Consider the following 15,809-nt stretch of genomic DNA (forward strand, 5'->3'; position numbering starts at 1 on the left):
AGGGAGTCGGTCACGTGGGCAGGGGTGTCGGCTCATTTCCACCCTGCCCGATCCATCAAGCGCACGGCGGTGGGATTCAGTTCGCCCAGCTTGGCGACGTTGAGGGTGTCGGCCTTGAACTCGCCCCACGACTGGAGCGTGGCGCTGGGCGCGATGGCCGGGTTGACGGGGTATTCGTTGTTGGTTTCGGCGTACCAACGCTGCGCGGCCTCAGCGGCCATGAATTCCAGCAATTGGATGGCGTTGGCGCGGTTGCGGGCGTGGGCGGTGACGCCCGCTCCGCTGACGTTGACGTGGACGCCGGTGGTCTTGGCGTCGGGCCAGAACACCGCAACCTTGGCGGCGGCTTGTTTTTCGGACTCGTCGCTGGAGTTGACCATGCCGCCCAGATAATAGGTATTGGCCAACGTCACGTCGCACTCGCCGGCCGCGACCGCCTTGATTTGATCGCGGTCGCCGCCCTTGGGCGGACGGGCGAAGTTGGCGACCAAACCCTTGGCCCACGCCTCGGTCTTGGCTTCGCCGTGATGGCTGATCATCCCGGCGACCAGCGATTGATTGTAGATGCTGTCGGAAGAGCGCACGCACACCTTGCCTTTCCACTTCGGATCGGCCAAGCCTTCGTAGGTGGAAAGATCGGCGGGCTTGACGCGATCCTTGGCGTAGATGATCGGCCGGGCGCGCACCGACAGCCCGTACCAGTACCCGTCGGGATCGCGGTAGGCGGCGGGGATGCGCGCGGCCAGCGTTTCGGATTTGACCGCTTGCAACACACCGGCCTTCTTCGCGGCGGCCAGACGGCCCGCGTCGGTGGTCAGCATTAAGTCGGCGGGCGTGTTGGCGCCTTCGCTTTGCAGCCGTTGCAGTAGGGTTTCTTCCTTGTCCGTCACCAGGTTGACGGCGATGCCGGCCTGCTTGCTGAAGTCGTCCAGCAACGGCTTGATCAAGTCTTCCTTGCGAGCTGAGTAGATATTAACTTCCTCGGCCGCCTGCGCGGGAACCGCAAGCAAACTAGAGAGTAGGCCGAGCAGCGCTAAGAAACCGAAACGCTTGAATGCGACAGGCATTGAATACTCCAGGGTCTTGGGGTTTAACTCAAATGATATTAATTCTCATTTAAATTGTAAAGCGGCGTTTTAACTGAATATTAATTGATAAAATTCGGCGATTAATAAACTTGAGCGAACGGCCTGACAGCGTTGGGAGTCACGATCTGAACGCGTCATTCATAGCAAATTTTTGCGGGGATCAAAGGCGTCTCGCACCGCCTCGCCGACGAACACCAGCAAGCTCAACATCAGCGCCACCACCACAAAACCGGCGATCCCCAGCCACGGCGCTTGCAGGTTGTCCTTGCCCTGGCGCAGCAGATCGCCCAATGAGGCCGAGCCCGGCGGCAGGCCCAAACCCAGAAAGTCGAGCGCGGTCAAGGCGACGATGGAGCCGGATAGGATGAACGGCATGAAGGTCAAGGTCGCCACCATCGCGTTAGGCAATACGTGCTTGAACATGATCCGGCCGTCGGTCATGCCCAAGGCGCGGGCGGCGCGGACGTAATCGAAATTGCGGGCGCGCAGGAATTCAGCCCGCACCACGCCCACCAACGAGGTCCAACTAAACAGCATCAGCACCAACAGCAGGGTCCAGAAGCCCGGCGTGACCACGCTGGAGACGATGATCAAAATGAACAGTTGCGGCAATCCACCCCAAATTTCCAGAAAGCGTTGAAACAGCAGATCGACCCGCCCGCCGAAATAGCCCTGCACCGCGCCCGCCGCCACCCCGATCACCGAGGAGGTCAGGGTCAGCAGCAACCCGAACAACACCGAAATGCGCAGGCCGTAGATCAAGCGCGCCAGCACGTCGCGGCCCTGGTCGTCGGTGCCGAGCCAGTTTTCGGCGGACGGCGGCGCGGGCGCGGGAACCGGCAGATTGTAATTGACCGTGTTATGGCTAAAGCGCGCCGGCGGCCACAGCATCCAGCCGTTTTTCTCGATCAAATCGGCCAGAAACGGATCGCGATAATTGGCGGCGCTGGGGAAAATGCCGCCGAAATCGGTTTCGGCGTACTCTTTCAACACCGGAAAATAAAGCGATCCTTGATACTTCACCAACAAGGGGCGGTCGTTGGCGATCAACTCCGCCCCCAAGCTCAGCCCGAACAGCAGCAAAAACAGCCACAGCGACCACCAGCCGCGCCGGTTGGCGCGAAACTGGGCGAAGCGGCGGCGGGTCAGCGGAGTGATATGGACGCCCAAGCGTTCCAGCATCGCTCAACCCTCCCGCGTGGCGAAGTCGATGCGCGGATCGACCCAGTGATAGGTGAGATCGCTGATCAGATTGAGCAGCAAGCCGATCAGGCTGAACACGTACAGCGTGCCGAACATCACCGGGTAGTCGCGCTTGATCACCGCCTCGAAGCCCAACAAGCCGAGGCCGTCCAGCGAGAAAATGACTTCGATCAGCAGCGAGCCGGTGAACAGCATCCCGACCAGCGTGGCCGGAAAGCCGGCGATCACCAGCAACATGGCGTTGCGGAACACGTGGCCGTACAGCACCTGCCGCTCGTTCAAGCCCTTGGCGCGGGCGGTCATCACGTATTGCTTGTTGATCTCATCCAAAAAGGAGTTTTTGGTGAGCATGGTCAGCGAGGCGAAGCCGCCGATCACCATCGCCGTCACCGGCAAGGTCAGATGCCAGAAATAATCCACGATCCGCGCCGGCCAGCTCAAATCCGCCCAGTTGTCCGACACGAGCCCGCGCAGCGGAAACCAGTCCAGATAGCGTCCGCCGGCGAACACGATCACCAGCAGGATGGCGAACAGAAAGGCCGGGATCGCATAGCCGATGATGACCGCCGCGCTGCTCAGCACATCGAAGCGCGAGCCGTCGCGCACCGCCTTGACGATCCCCAATGGAATGGAAATCAGATAAATCAGCAAAGTGCTCCAAACGCCGAGCGAGATTGAGACCGGCAGTTTATCCAGCACCAGATCCGCTACCTCGCGGTCCCGAAAATAGCTGCGACCGAGATCGAAGCTCAAATAATCTAGGACCATCCGCCCGAACCGCACGTAGGCGGGTTGGTCGAAACCGAACTGACGGTTGAGCTCGGCGACGAAGGCGGGATCGAGACCCTGCGCGCCGCGATACGCCCCGTTGCTACCCGCGCCTTGCCGGCCAGTGCTGCCTCGCCCGGCTTCCGCGCCCTCTCCACCGCCGACGCGCGATGTAGCGGATACAGCCGTGTCCTTGAGTTGGGCCAGCAGTTGCTCCACCGGTCCGCCGGGCGCGACCTGCACGATGGCAAAGTTGATGGCGATAATGCCGAACAACGTCAGCGGGATCAGCGCCAGACGACGGAGAATATAGGCGTACATAACGAAAACATGGCGTTAAGGAACTCGGGCTGCGACGAACGCGCAAGGTTATCACGAAGAGCCACATCCGAAGGAATGGCAAATCTGAGTCCTTACGCTATCAACGCTGCGAGCAATGCTCATAACAAATTGATAAGACAAGCACGATAAGACTATGCGTGGAGCTTATGGAGCCGACCTACAGTCCGCGGACAACACGCTTCCGAGCTTTTATCGATGCTAAAAAGTATGGCTCAACGTGAATTTCAGAGAGATAATAATATTTATAATATGGTTTATAGCTTTATCGGCCTATGCGCCAGTGAGCTAAAATAACCATAAAAATTAATAGTGCAGACTTCTTGAGGGGGAGTAACACGATGAAGTGGCTTATACGGTTGTTGGGTAGGGCTCAAAATTCACCTGCGTCTATAATAGAAGAGACTGTGAAGCACGTCACAGGTCTTAACATCCAATCCGCTCGCGAGATTGGCTCTGTCATCGAGGCCCATTTTGCTTGGAAATCTCGGATTCAGGCCGTCATCGAAGGCAGTTCTTCCGAGATACTTTCCGTTGAAGTCGTCTCAAAAGACAACCAGTGCATTTTAGGAAAATGGATTTACGGTTCTGGATATCAACATTATGGTGACGACACATTGTTTCAGGGGTTGCGTGAAACCCATACTCACTTTCATCAGTGCGCCGGTCATGTATTAGCCCTAGCCCAGACTGGCGATAAAGATCAGGCGCAACGAAGTATTCAGGGTGAATTTAGCGCCGCTTCGCGGGTTGTTATCGCAAAATTGACCGAAATGTATCAGAAAGCTCTAAAAAGCTAATCCATACTTTTTTAGACCATCGGAAACTTGCGGTCGATTTTTCGACAGAGGTCTCGCTTTCACTGGCGCCGCCTTTAAGCTGCTGATCCAGTGGGGCGGCCTCAAACCCCATGAAAAAGGTTTCTTCCTCCCTGCTATCGCCCAATTCAACCTCTGAACAACCAACACCGAGAGCTAACCATTCAAAATCCATAACATGTCCAAACTTGAGATCGAAACCATTTGCTCGAAAGTGGTCTACCAAAACCGTTGGATGACCGTTCGCGAAGATCAAATTCGCCGCCAAGATGGCGGCCTGGGAATCTACGGCGTCGTTGAAAAATCCGACTTCGCCGTGATCGCCGCCGTTCAGGACGGCTTGATCCATCTGGTCGAACAATACCGTTACCCTGTCGGCGCTCGCTGCTGGGAGCTCCCGCAAGGCACTTGGGACAAGGCGGTCAGCGATCCAGTCGAGCTGGCGAAAACCGAACTGCGCGAGGAAACCGGCCTCACGGCGGGCCGCATCGAGCACGTCGCCAAGCTACATGAAGCCTATGGCTACTCCACGCAAGCCTTCGATCTGTTCTTCGCGACGCAACTCACACAAGGCGAAGCGCGGTTGGAACCGGAGGAACAAGGTTTGATTACGAGACCTTTTCCGATTCAAACAGTGGCGACTATGCTCTGCGACGGACGAATTACGGATGCGGTCACGGCGGCCAGCTTTGGTTTGCTCCGCCTGAAGGGACTGCTATAAATGCACGAAACGAACCATTCGAACGCGAGATCCGACATGATGAAAAGATGGTCTACCTCAATGGCTGGAGCGATGGTCTTGCTGTGTCATAGCGCTTCAAGTCAGCCACTCAACATTCAAGACCTTCAACCCACCATCACGGTCAGCGGCGAAGCCGTCGTCAATGTCAAACCGGACAAGATCGTGATCCGTCTCGGCATCGAAACCTGGGATGCCAATATCACCAACGCCAAGGAAAAGAATAATGAAATATTGAAAAAGACCATTGGAATGACCAAGGAATTGGGCATCTTGGATAAAGACGTGCAAACCGATCATCTATCCATCGAACCGCGTTGGAAAGATCAATATACCAACGAAGGATTCATCGGTTTCTTTGTCAGAAACTCTATCGTCGTGACGGTGAGCGACATCGCGAAAGTCGAAGACCTAGTGACCAAAGCTTTACAAGCCGGCGTCAATTACATCCACGGCGTGGATTATGAAACCACCGAGTTGAAGAAATACCGCGAGCAAGCGCGAGAATTGGCCCTCAAGGCGGCGGCGGAAAAGGCGGAAAAAATGGCGGCGGCCCTCGGCCAGTCCATCGGCCCGCCGCTTCGAATCAATGAAAATCACGCCGGATCATACGGCTGGTACGGATCGAGTTGGGGCGGATGGGGATACGGGCGAGGTCAAGCCATGAGTCAAAATGTCGCTCAGAACGCGCCGGGCGGCGCGGGGGAAGCGAGCGAAACCATCGCTCCCGGCACCATCGCCATCCGCGCCAATGTGGACGTCGTGTTTGAACTTCACCGATGAGTATTCAGACCCTCTCACGCTGTCTAATTACACATTCTTCAATCAGCGCGGCAACCATCACATGCAAATTTACAAAAACCTCAACGGCAATTCAGGCATCCAGGCTTACGAATTCAACCAAGGCTCGATCATCGTGGCCTTTAAGACTGGCGGATCTTATTTGTACACTAACGAAAGCGCCAGCGCGGCTCATATCAGCGAAATGCACCGATTGGCTCAACTCGGTAAGGGGCTGAATACCTACATCAATCAAAATACCCACATGGCCTACGCCAAAGACCTTCGAGCGGATTAGGAATCGGCAGCCGTTGGAAGATGGAACCGAGAGCCTATTCAGTTTGTCTTGCTCGCCTCCGCGCCGCGCTGGCTCAGTGCCTTCTCCTTGGCCGGATCGATCCACCACGCATCCAATTGTACCCCTTGCATCGGCGTCACCGCCGGATAGCCGAATTTGTCCCAGAACGCGATGCGGTCATAAGGGAGATGCCAGTGTGGAATCACCAGATAAGTCCACTGCAACGCGCGATCCAGCGCTCTTACCCGAGTCACTAGACTCGCGCGATCCGGTGCGGCGATCAGCGAATCCACCAGTCGATCCACCGCCGGGTTTTTCAAGCCCGCCAGGTTGCGGCTGCCGGGCTGATCGGTGCTAGCGCTGCTCCAAAACTCGCGCTGCTCGTTGCCGGGCGACAGCGACTGACCCCACACATTCACGATCATGTCGAAATCGAAGCTGCGCTCCCGGTTTTCGTATTGCGCCGAATCGACTGACCGCACCGCCATCTCAATGCCCAAACGTTCCAGATTGCGCGCGAAGGTCAGGCCGATCCGCTCCCAAGTGGGTTCGTTGATTAGTAGCTCAAAGCGGAACGGTTCGCCGGTCTTGGCGTTGACCAACTTGCGGTCCCGAAACACCCAGCCGGCCTCCTGAAGCAGTTGCAAGGCTTTTTGAAAGTTGGTCCGCAGTTGGCCGTCATCGTTAGCGGTCGGCGGCTCATAAGCGGTCGTGAAAACTTCAGGCGGCAATTCCTTGCGCAACGGTTCCAACACCGCCAATTCCTCCGGTGATGGCAACCCGCGCGCCGCCAGTTCGGAATTGTCGAAAAAACTGCGGGTGCGGGTGTATTGGCTGTGGAATAGATTGCGGTTGCTCCACTCGAAATCGAAGGCGTAGGCCAGCGCCTGGCGGACTTTCGGGTCTTGGAACAACGGCCGCCGCAGGTTGTATGCGAAGCCCTGCATCCCAGACGGTCGCTGGTGCTTGAAAATTTCCTTCTTCACCAAACCCTTGGTCAGGGCCGGAAAGTCGTAACCGGTCGCCCATTGTTTGGCGACGTTTTCCACCCGCAGATCATAGGAGCCGGCCTTGAACGCTTCCAAAGCCACCGTGACATCCCGATAATAGTCATAACGCAACCGGTCGATATTGTTCAAACCACGCTGCACCGGCAAATCCTTACCCCAGTAATTCTCATCCCGTTTGAACGCGATGAAGCGGCCTGATTCGAAACGCTCGACCCGATACGGACCACTGCCGACCGGCACCTCCAATGTGGTGGCGGAAAAATCGCGATTTTGCCAATATTTTTTCGATAAAACCGGCATTTGACCGACGATCAGCGGCAGTTCTCGGTTCTCGCCCGGAGCGAAGCTGAATTTCACCCGCCGCTCATCCAGCTTCTCGACTTTAGCGACGCTGGCGTAATAAAGCCGATAAGCCGGACTCCCTTTGGCTTTGAGGGTCTCAAAGGAAAACAGCACATCATCGGCGGTGATTGCCGAGCCGTCGTGAAATTTAGCTTGGGGTCGCAGCTTGAAGGTGACCGAACCGCGATCTTCCGCCACCTCCACGCTCTCGGCGATCAGGCCGTATTCGCTGAAGGGCTCATCGGCGCTGCCGACCATCAAGGCCTCGAACAACTGGCCGATCCCGGCGGCGGCCTGGCCCTTGATATTGAAGGGATTGAAAGTATCGAAGCTGCCGAGGGCGGCAAACCGCGCCTCGCCGCCCTTGGGCGCATCGGGATTAACATAGTCGAACTGTTTGAAGTCCGGCCCGTACTTCGGTTGGCCGTGCAAGGCGATGCCGTGGGCGGGCGCGCCGAGGGTGAGGCTTGCGAACAAGGCGCAGAACGAGCCGATCAAAGCCAGCAGCAGCCCGCGACGGAAACGGTATTTTGCGCGCGTCATGCACTTTCCTTTACAGTTTGCAGATTCAGAGACTCGTTCAAACGATAGCTAAAACACTAAGGAGTTCATTATGGGCTTTCTCGCCGGCAAACGCGCCCTGATCCTGGGAGTCGCCAGCAACCGTTCCATCGCCTGGGGAATCGCCCAAGCCATGCGCCGGGAAGGCGCGGCCCTGGCTTTGACCTATCAAAATGACAAGCTGAAACCTCGCGTCGAAAAAATGGCCGCCGAACTCGATAGCTCGATTGCGTTACCGTGCGAGGTGGAAAACGACGCCGACATCGAGGCGTTGTTTGAGGCCCTGAAGCAGCATTGGGACGGATTGGACATCCTGGTTCACTCCATCGCCTACGCGCCGCGCGAGGCCCTGGAAGGTGACTATCTGGAAGGCATCAGCCGCGAAAATTTCCGCATCGCCCACGACATCAGCTCCTACAGCTTCGCGGCGCTGGCCAAGGCGGCGCGGCCCATGCTGCAAGGACGGCACGCCTCCTTGATCACCATGACCTATCTCGGCGGCACGCGAGCGGTGCCCAATTACAACGTCATGGGGCTGGCCAAGGCCAGCCTGGACGCCAACGTCCGCTATCTGGCCCAAACCTTGGGTCCAGAAGGCATCAGGGTCAACGCCATTTCCGCCGGCCCGATCCGCACCTTGGCGGCCTCCGGCATCAAGAATTTCCGCAAGATGCTGGACGCCTTCGAGCACACCGCCCCGCTGCGCAAGTGCGTGACCATCGAGGAGGTGGGCAACACCGCCGCGTTTCTCTGCTCCGATCTCGCCTCCGGCATCACCGGCGAAATCGTCTACGTGGATGGCGGTTTCAACACGGTCGCGCTGGGCGCCATGGAATAAACCAGCCAGCCTCGCCTTCTCCCAAGCAAAGAGGGAGTCCAGCGCTTAGAGTCGGTCGAGATGGGTTACGACCTTGGTCTTGGTCCGCGCGCTGTCGAGCAGCCCGGCAAACTGCCCGCTACCCGTCTGCCGCGCTAGCTGCTGGGACAAGGTTTTGCGCTCATCTTCGGCCAGAGCCTGCTTCTGGCCGGGTACGACTCGCGCGACTTCCAACACCGCCTGATCGCCGTTCGCCAGCGCTGTGGAACCCAGAGCAACCTTGCTGGACTCCGGTTGTGGCAGCCGGAAAGCGACCGTCAAAATCGCCCGATCCACCGTTTGTGCATCGCGATCCACCAACCCCGGATGGCTGAAAGTTCCGCCGTATTCGTCAGCCAGCGCCTGTAAATGAGCGCCTTGAGCGGCGCGCCCCTTAACGGCTTCCACGTCCTTGGCCAAGGCTTCGCGTCCCTGAGTCTCGCGCAAAAGTTTGACGATTTCCTCGCGTGCTTCCTCCAGGGTGCGGGGCGTGGCGTTCTGGTGGTTCTTCACCCGAAGCACTACCACATGGCCGTGTTCCAACTCGATGGGCTCGCTGTTCAGGCCACGCTTGAGCACATCTTCGCCAAACGCACTCGCGACGACCTTGGGATTCGCGGTGATCCCTTCCCCGCCTTTCTGACTGAACCAACTGCCTTCCTGGATCGGCCTGTCCAAACTCTTAGCCACCATGTCCAGGCTGTCGGGATGCTCGTAAGCGAGGCTGGCGAGATTCTGGGTGATCTCATAAAACCGATTTTCCGCCTGCTGCTGGCGCAACTCCATTGCCACGGTTTCACGCACCTCCTCAAAAGGTTTCACTTGAGCGGGGGTAATGCCGTCCAGCCGCACCAGATGAAATCCCATCGGCATCCGCACCACCTCGCTGACCTCACCCGGCTGCTTGAGCGCGAATAAGGCATTCTCCAGCGCCGCATCTTCAAACAGGCCTTTACTGATCGTACCCAAGTCACCGCTTTCCAGTTGACCCGATGCATCCGTCTTGGCCTCCTGCGACGCCTGCTCGAAACTCTTGGCGCCCGAGCGGATGCTAGCGGCGATCTGCTGCGCCTTGAGGCGCGCTGCCTCGACCTCCGCGTCGCTGGCGTTGGGCGCTACCTTAACCAGGATATGCGAAGCCTGACGCTCCTCTGGCCGCCCGTATTTGGCAAGCTGCTCCTCATAACTGGCTTTCAAGTCGTTTTCGTTGACCGCGATCCCTTCGGCGACTTGCGCCAGCTTGAACTCGACAAACTGCACCTGCACCTGCTCGGGATTGACGAACCGATCCTGGTTCTTGGCGAAATACGCCTTGATGGCCTCTTCATCCACGCTGGCCCGAGCGACATATTTTGCCAGCGGCAGCACCACGTACTGCAAGTCCCGTTGTTGCTTGAGCAGCGCGACCAATCGGTCAAGTTCCGCCGGCGTCACCGCCGTCGATTCCACGATGCCATCGCGCAGTTGTTGGGTCGCCAAGGATTGCCGCAGCCCCTCCTCGAACCCCAAGGCGGTGAACCCCTGGTTGCGTAACAAGCGCTCGTACAATTCCTGATTGAATCCGCCGCCTTGCTGGAAAACCGGCAGCGCCATCACGGCGGCGTGCAGTTGCGGGTCGCTGATGCGAAAACCTTGCTCGTGGACGACTTGATTCAACACGCGCTCATCGACCAATTGCCGCAGCACGTCTTGTTTCAAGCGCGGTCCTTCCAACAAAGCGGGGTCTAGGTTGCCGCCCAGCATCGCTTGCATCCGCTGGCGCTGTTGCTGATAAGCGCGTTGGAACTCCTGCAAAGTGATCTTGCTGTCACCGACCATGGCGGCATCGGTCGGACCGCCACCCTCAAAATAATAATTGATGCCCCACACCGCAAAGGGAACGATCAACAGCCCGATGATGGTATAAGCGAACCAGCCTTGGGCGCGATCACGAATTTTTTGTAACAACATGGCCATTACCCGGTTTTGGATCGGATCACGAAAACAGCTGAACTACTGAGTTTGGCGCCAACTTTCCCAAAGGCGCCCGGACAAAAAAAGGGTGTCTGGACGACACCCCTGAATGCTGGCGGAGCGGACGGGGCTCGAACCCGCGACCCCCGGCGTGACAGGCCGGTATTCTAACCAACTGAACTACCGCTCCGGGTAAACGAACCGGAAGATACCGATTGATGAACAAACGAAGGAACGAAAAATCGTGGCGGAGCGGACGGGGCTCGAACCCGCGACCCCCGGCGTGACAGGCCGGTATTCTAACCAACTGAACTACCGCTCCGGATGAACCAGTCCTGGTGGGTGCTGAGGGGCTTGAACCCCCGACCCTCGCCTTGTAAGGGCGATGCTCTCCCAACTGAGCTAAGCACCCTCGAAAGAATTGATTATTTTATTCCATCACGAAGCGTTTTTCCAGCTTTGAAGACGGGGGCCTTACTGGCCTTAATGTTCATCGGCTCGCCGGTTTTGGGGTTGTGTCCCGTCCGAGCCGGCCGCTCCCTGACTGAAAAAGTGCCGAATCCGGTCAGAACCACGGAGCCGCCACCTTGGAGCGACTTGCCAATAGCGGCGAGCACGGCGTCCACGGCCTTGCCCGCCGAGACTTTGGATAGATCGGTCGCCTGAGCGACAGCATCGATCAGTTCAGTCTTGTTCATGAGCCCCTTCCTATAAAAAGTGTTGTGCATTGTTAGGCTTGGACGCTGCCGAGCATGGCGCGCGCCGATCCCGCCCTGGAGTTAGGTGTTAATTTTCCCAAATAACTCCTGCTCAAATACCACAGACCTGCCGAAAGACCACTGGCCTACTCGCGGCCTACCCGACGGAGACGGGTCGAGCCGCACTGCTACTGCTCTATCAGGGAACAAAAAGCCGTGTCCTTATAGCAGGGCCCTGAAAGTAGTGTCAATCGGCCGCGCTCATCGCGGTCAGTGCGCGCGAACCCCTTCCAGGCCGCCGCCGCCCTTGCCGGTCGTCTCGGCGACGGCCACCGCCGCCTCGGCTGGCGCGGGATCGGGCGATTTGGGTGCGGGCACCACCTGCAAGGCCACCTCCAAAACCTGATCGATCCAACGCACGGGCCGCACGTCGAGCTTGGACAGAATATTATCTGGGATCTCCATGAGATCCTTGCGGTTTTCCTCGGGAATCACCACGGTGGCAATGCTGCTTCGATGGGCCGCCAACAGCTTTTCCTTGAGCCCGCCAATCGGCAAGACTTCCCCGCGCAAGGTGATTTCGCCGGTCATCGCCACCCCAGCTCGCACCGGAATGCGCGTCAACGTCGATACCAGCGCGGTGCACATGCCAACTCCGGCGCTGGGACCGTCCTTGGGAGTGGCTCCCTCGGGAACGTGAATGTGGATATCGGCTTTTTGATGAAAGTCCGGATCGATGCCGAGCCGCTCGGCGCGGCTGCGCACCACGGTCAGCGCCGCCTGAATGGATTCGCGCATGACTTCGCCCAAATGACCGGTGTGGATCAATTTCCCTTTACCCGGCACCAGCGCCGCCTCGATGCGCAGCAGCTCGCCCCCGATCTCGGTCCAGGCCAGGCCGTTGACCTGACCGACTTGATCCTGTTCCTCGGCCAAACCGTAGCGGAAGCGACGCACGCCCAGATACTTGTGCAACATATCGGGCACAACGATTGTGGTTCCTTCGACCGGCTGTAAGGTCACTTCCTTGACCACCTTGCGGCAAATCTTGGCGATCTCCCGTTCCAGGTTGCGCACTCCGGATTCGCGCGTGTAAAAGCGGATGATGTCGCGGATAGCGTCCTCACCGATCTCCAATTCGCCCTTCTTCAAGCCGTTGTTGGCAATCTGCTTGGGGGTTAGATAACGGAGCGCGATATTGAGTTTCTCATCCTCGGTATAGCCTGGAATCCGAATCACTTCCATCCGATCCAGCAAGGGCGGCGGAATGTTGAGCGAGTTGGCGGTCGCCACGAACATGATATCCGACAAGTCGAAATCCACCTCCAGGTAGTGATCGTTGAAGGTATTGTTCTGTTCGGGGTCCAGCACCTCCAAGAGCGCCGAGGAAGGATCGCCGCGAAAATCCATCGACATCTTGTCAATTTCGTCGAACAGAAACAGTGGGTTGCGCACCCCGGCCTTGGCCAGATTCTGAATGACCTTGCCGGGCAGCGAGCCGATATAAGTCCGACGATGGCCGCGAATTTCCGCCTCGTCGCGCACCCCGCCCAAGGACATCCGCACGAATTTGCGGTTGGTGGCGCGAGCGATGGACCGCCCCAGCGAGGTTTTACCCACGCCCGGCGGCCCGACCAGGCACAAAATCGGTCCCTTGAGCTTGCGCGCCCGCTGCTGGACGGCCAGATATTCGAGAATGCGTTCCTTGACCTTTTCCAGACCGTAATGATCGGCTTCCAACACCTTCTCGGCCGTCGCCAAGTCTTGATGGATCTTGGTGCGTTTTTTCCAAGGCACGTTGACCAACCAATCGATGTAATTGCGCACCACGGTGGCCTCGGCCGACATGGGCGACATCATTTTCAGCTTGTTCAATTCGGATTGAGCCTTGGTCTTGGCCACCTTCGGCATCCCGGCCTTTTCGATGCGCTGGCTCAAATCCTCGATTTCGTTGGGAGCGTCTTCCAGATCGCCCAGCTCCTTCTGGATCGCCTTCATCTGCTCGTTCAGGTAATACTCCCGTTGGCTCTTCTCCATCTGCTGCTTGACCCGGCCGCGAATGCGCTTCTCAACTTGGAGAATGTCGATCTCGCCCTCCACCAAGGCCAGCAATTGCTCAAGACGCAAACGCAAGCTCTGGATTTCCAGTATTTTCTGCTTGTCGTCGAGCTTGAGGGTCATGTGAGCCGCAATGGTGTCGGCCAACCGGCTAGGATCTTCGATGCTGGAAACCGAGGACAGCACCTCACCGGGAATTTTCTTGTTGAGCTTGACGAATTGATCGAAGGTGGTCAGCAGCGAGCGCATCAGCGCCTGGATTTCCTGCGAGGCATCGTCCTCCACCAGGGATTCCAGCAACGACACTTCGGCGATGAAACAGGACTGCGTTTCGGTGAAATGGTGAATGCTGACCCGCTGGCTGCCCTCCACCAGCACCTTGACCGTGCCATCGGGCAAGCGGAGCAATTGCAAAACGCTCGACAGCGTGCCGACCGCGTACAGGTCACCGCTGCCGGGCTCGTCCATTTCGGCGCTTCTCTGGGCGATCAGCACGATGCGCTTGTTGCTCTGCATCGCCAGATCGAGCGCGTGGATGGATTTTTCTCGACCGACGAACAGCGGAATCACCATGTGTGGATAAACCACCACGTCGCGGAGCGGTAAAACTGGCATCCGCGCATGATCGGGCAAACTGTCGGGCTTGGCTTCGTGCTGCTTCATGGGGGTGGGTCCTCCACATTAAACCGGGCGCCGGCTCGGCGCCGGCCCGGTGGAGCGCCGGCGTGCTGGCGCTCTAGCTGGCCAGATAACGCTCGGGGGTAGTAGCTGGTCGGACCCGGTCTGGCATTCAACCGGTCCGAGCCAGCGTCAGTCATGGGATGCGGCGCGCCGCTCGGTCTTTTCGTAGATGAAATACGGTTTGGCGCGACCTTCGACCACTGAATCGTCGACCACTACCTTGCTGATATTCTGCATGCCCGGCAGGTCGTACATCGTATCGAGCAGGATGTGCTCCAGGATGGTCCGCAAGCCGCGCGCGCCGGTCTTGCGATCCATGGCCCGCCGCGCGATCGCCCGCAGCGCATCTTCCCGCAGTTCGAGTTCGCTGCCTTCCATTTCAAACAATTTGTTGAATTGTTTGGCAATGGCATTCTTGGGCTCGGTCAGGATGCGGACCAACGCATTTTCATCGAGCTCGGTCAGGGTCGCGACCACCGGCAAGCGGCCGACGAACTCCGGAATCAGCCCGTACTTGATCAGGTCTTCAGGCTCGACTTCCATCAACACTTCACCGACCGACTTGCCGCCGTCCTTGCTTTTGACATCCGCCGAAAAGCCGATGCCGCCCTTGTCGGAACGGCTGCGGATGACTTTATCCAGGCCGGCGAAGGCGCCGCCGCAGATGAACAAAATGTTGGTGGTATCCACCTGCAGGAATTCCTGCTGGGGATGCTTGCGCCCGCCTTGGGGCGGCACCGACGCGACGGTGCCTTCGATGAGCTTCAGCAAGGCCTGCTGCACGCCCTCGCCCGACACGTCGCGGGTGATCGAGGGGTTGTCGGACTTGCGCGAAATCTTGTCGATCTCGTCGATGTAGACGATGCCGGTTTGCGCCTTTTCGACATCGTAATCGCACTTTTGCAGCAATTTCTGAATGATGTTTTCCACATCCTCACCGACGTAACCCGCTTCGGTCAAGGTGGTGGCGTCGGCGATGGTGAACGGCACGTTCAGCAGGCGGGCCAGCGTTTCCGCCAGCAGCGTCTTGCCCGAACCGGTGGGACCGATCAGCAGGATATTGCTCTTGGCAACCTCGACTTCGAGATTCTTGGCGCGGCTGCCGCGCTGCAATTCCAAGCGTTTGAAATGATTGTAGACCGCCACGGACAGAACTTTCTTAGCCCGCTCCTGGCCGATGACGTATTCGTTGAGGGTTCGGTTGATGTCTTGCGGCTTGGGCAACTTATTGGTGGTGGCGGGCGCGGCCTCTTCCATCTCCTCGCGGATGATGTCGTTGCACAACTCGACGCATTCATCGCAGATAAACACGTTGGGGCCAGCGATCAGCTTGCGGACCTCGTGCTGGCTCTTACCGCAAAAGGAGCAATACAACAGCTTGTCGTCGTCGCTCCGGTCACCTCGATCTCTGCTCATATACCTTTCTTCCTCATCATCGCGCGGACATTCGAAACAACCGGGACGGCGTTTCCCCGCGGGCCACCCTACCGACAGCGTCCGGCCAGCACGACCGGAGCGCCATACGCAGCAAGCACGGGGTCAATGGACTCGATCTCACCCGACCCGGCCGCTCCTGAGCCGAGCCCTCGCACCCCTGCTCCGACACCGCGAAACCGA

13 protein-coding genes and 3 tRNA genes are annotated in these 15,809 nt (G+C 58.2%); 5 read left to right on the forward strand and 11 right to left on the reverse strand.

Features of this window, described 5'->3' with window-relative positions:
• Positions 1–32: 32 nt before the first annotated feature.
• The 3 genes from IPK09_06525 to IPK09_06535 form a co-directional block, all read right to left on the reverse strand.
• On the reverse strand, positions 33–1,067 hold the full coding sequence (locus IPK09_06525) for a Fe(3+) ABC transporter substrate-binding protein (protein ID MBK7983273.1): 1,035 nt from the start codon (positions 1,065–1,067) through the stop codon (positions 33–35).
• Between the two features lie 159 nt (positions 1,068–1,226).
• Complete coding sequence (locus tag IPK09_06530; protein ID MBK7983274.1) at positions 1,227–2,270, reverse strand: ABC transporter permease; 1,044 nt, start codon at positions 2,268–2,270, stop codon at positions 1,227–1,229.
• A gap of 3 nt (positions 2,271–2,273) precedes the next feature.
• On the reverse strand, positions 2,274–3,380 hold the full coding sequence (locus IPK09_06535; GenBank protein MBK7983275.1) for a microcin C ABC transporter permease YejB: 1,107 nt from the start codon (positions 3,378–3,380) through the stop codon (positions 2,274–2,276).
• Positions 3,381–3,805: 425 nt separating this feature from the next.
• On the opposite strand from IPK09_06535, the gene IPK09_06540 reads away from it, so the two are divergent.
• The 4 genes from IPK09_06540 (at position 3,806) to IPK09_06555 (ending at position 6,033) form a co-directional block, all read left to right on the forward strand.
• On the forward strand, positions 3,806–4,198 hold the full coding sequence (locus IPK09_06540) for a CZB domain-containing protein (GenBank protein ID MBK7983276.1): 393 nt from the start codon (positions 3,806–3,808) through the stop codon (positions 4,196–4,198).
• Between the two features lie 196 nt (positions 4,199–4,394).
• The gene (locus tag IPK09_06545) at positions 4,395–4,937 is read left to right on the forward strand and encodes an NUDIX hydrolase (GenBank protein ID MBK7983277.1); all 543 of its coding nucleotides are present in this window, start codon (positions 4,395–4,397) and stop codon (positions 4,935–4,937) included.
• Positions 4,938–4,973: 36 nt separating this feature from the next.
• Positions 4,974–5,738 (forward strand): SIMPL domain-containing protein, encoded by a 765-nt coding sequence (locus tag IPK09_06550; GenBank protein MBK7983278.1) that lies wholly within the window; start codon positions 4,974–4,976, stop codon positions 5,736–5,738.
• A gap of 61 nt (positions 5,739–5,799) precedes the next feature.
• Entirely contained in the window at positions 5,800–6,033 is a 234-nt protein-coding gene (locus tag IPK09_06555; protein MBK7983279.1) for a hypothetical protein, read from the forward strand.
• A gap of 38 nt (positions 6,034–6,071) precedes the next feature.
• On the opposite strand, the gene IPK09_06560 is transcribed toward IPK09_06555, so the two are convergent.
• A complete protein-coding gene (locus tag IPK09_06560; protein ID MBK7983280.1) occupies positions 6,072–7,928 on the reverse strand; it encodes an ABC transporter substrate-binding protein in 1,857 nt (618 codons plus the stop codon).
• A 70-nt stretch (positions 7,929–7,998) separates the two neighbouring features.
• Here IPK09_06560 and IPK09_06565 point away from each other — a divergent pair, with 70 nt between their 5' ends.
• Positions 7,999–8,784 (forward strand): enoyl-ACP reductase, encoded by a 786-nt coding sequence (locus IPK09_06565; protein MBK7983281.1) that lies wholly within the window; start codon positions 7,999–8,001, stop codon positions 8,782–8,784.
• A 45-nt stretch (positions 8,785–8,829) separates the two neighbouring features.
• Here IPK09_06565 and IPK09_06570 read toward each other — a convergent pair whose 3' ends face one another.
• The 7 genes from IPK09_06570 to clpX all read right to left on the reverse strand — a co-directional run bounded on the left by IPK09_06570 (position 8,830) and on the right by clpX (position 15,608).
• Positions 8,830–10,752, reverse strand: coding sequence for a SurA N-terminal domain-containing protein (locus IPK09_06570; GenBank protein MBK7983282.1), 1,923 nt, complete (start codon positions 10,750–10,752; stop codon positions 8,830–8,832).
• Between the two features lie 116 nt (positions 10,753–10,868).
• Positions 10,869–10,945 (reverse strand) — tRNA-Asp (locus IPK09_06575).
• Positions 10,946–11,000: 55 nt separating this feature from the next.
• A tRNA-Asp gene (locus tag IPK09_06580) sits at positions 11,001–11,077 on the reverse strand.
• 14 nt (positions 11,078–11,091) lie between these two features.
• Positions 11,092–11,167 (reverse strand) — tRNA-Val (locus tag IPK09_06585).
• Positions 11,168–11,180: 13 nt separating this feature from the next.
• Positions 11,181–11,483: an HU family DNA-binding protein gene (locus IPK09_06590; GenBank protein ID MBK7983283.1), complete on the reverse strand. Its 303-nt coding sequence runs from the start codon at positions 11,481–11,483 to the stop codon at positions 11,181–11,183.
• A gap of 240 nt (positions 11,484–11,723) precedes the next feature.
• Positions 11,724–14,174, reverse strand: a complete 2,451-nt coding sequence (gene lon / locus IPK09_06595) for an endopeptidase La (GenBank protein MBK7983284.1) — start codon at positions 14,172–14,174, stop codon at positions 11,724–11,726.
• 147 nt (positions 14,175–14,321) lie between these two features.
• Entirely contained in the window at positions 14,322–15,608 is a 1,287-nt protein-coding gene (gene clpX / locus IPK09_06600; GenBank protein MBK7983285.1) for an ATP-dependent Clp protease ATP-binding subunit ClpX, read from the reverse strand.
• Positions 15,609–15,809 lie beyond the last annotated feature (201 nt).

This window comes from Candidatus Competibacteraceae bacterium (assembly GCA_016713505.1).
Classification (GTDB): Bacteria; Pseudomonadota; Gammaproteobacteria; order Competibacterales; family Competibacteraceae; genus Competibacter_A.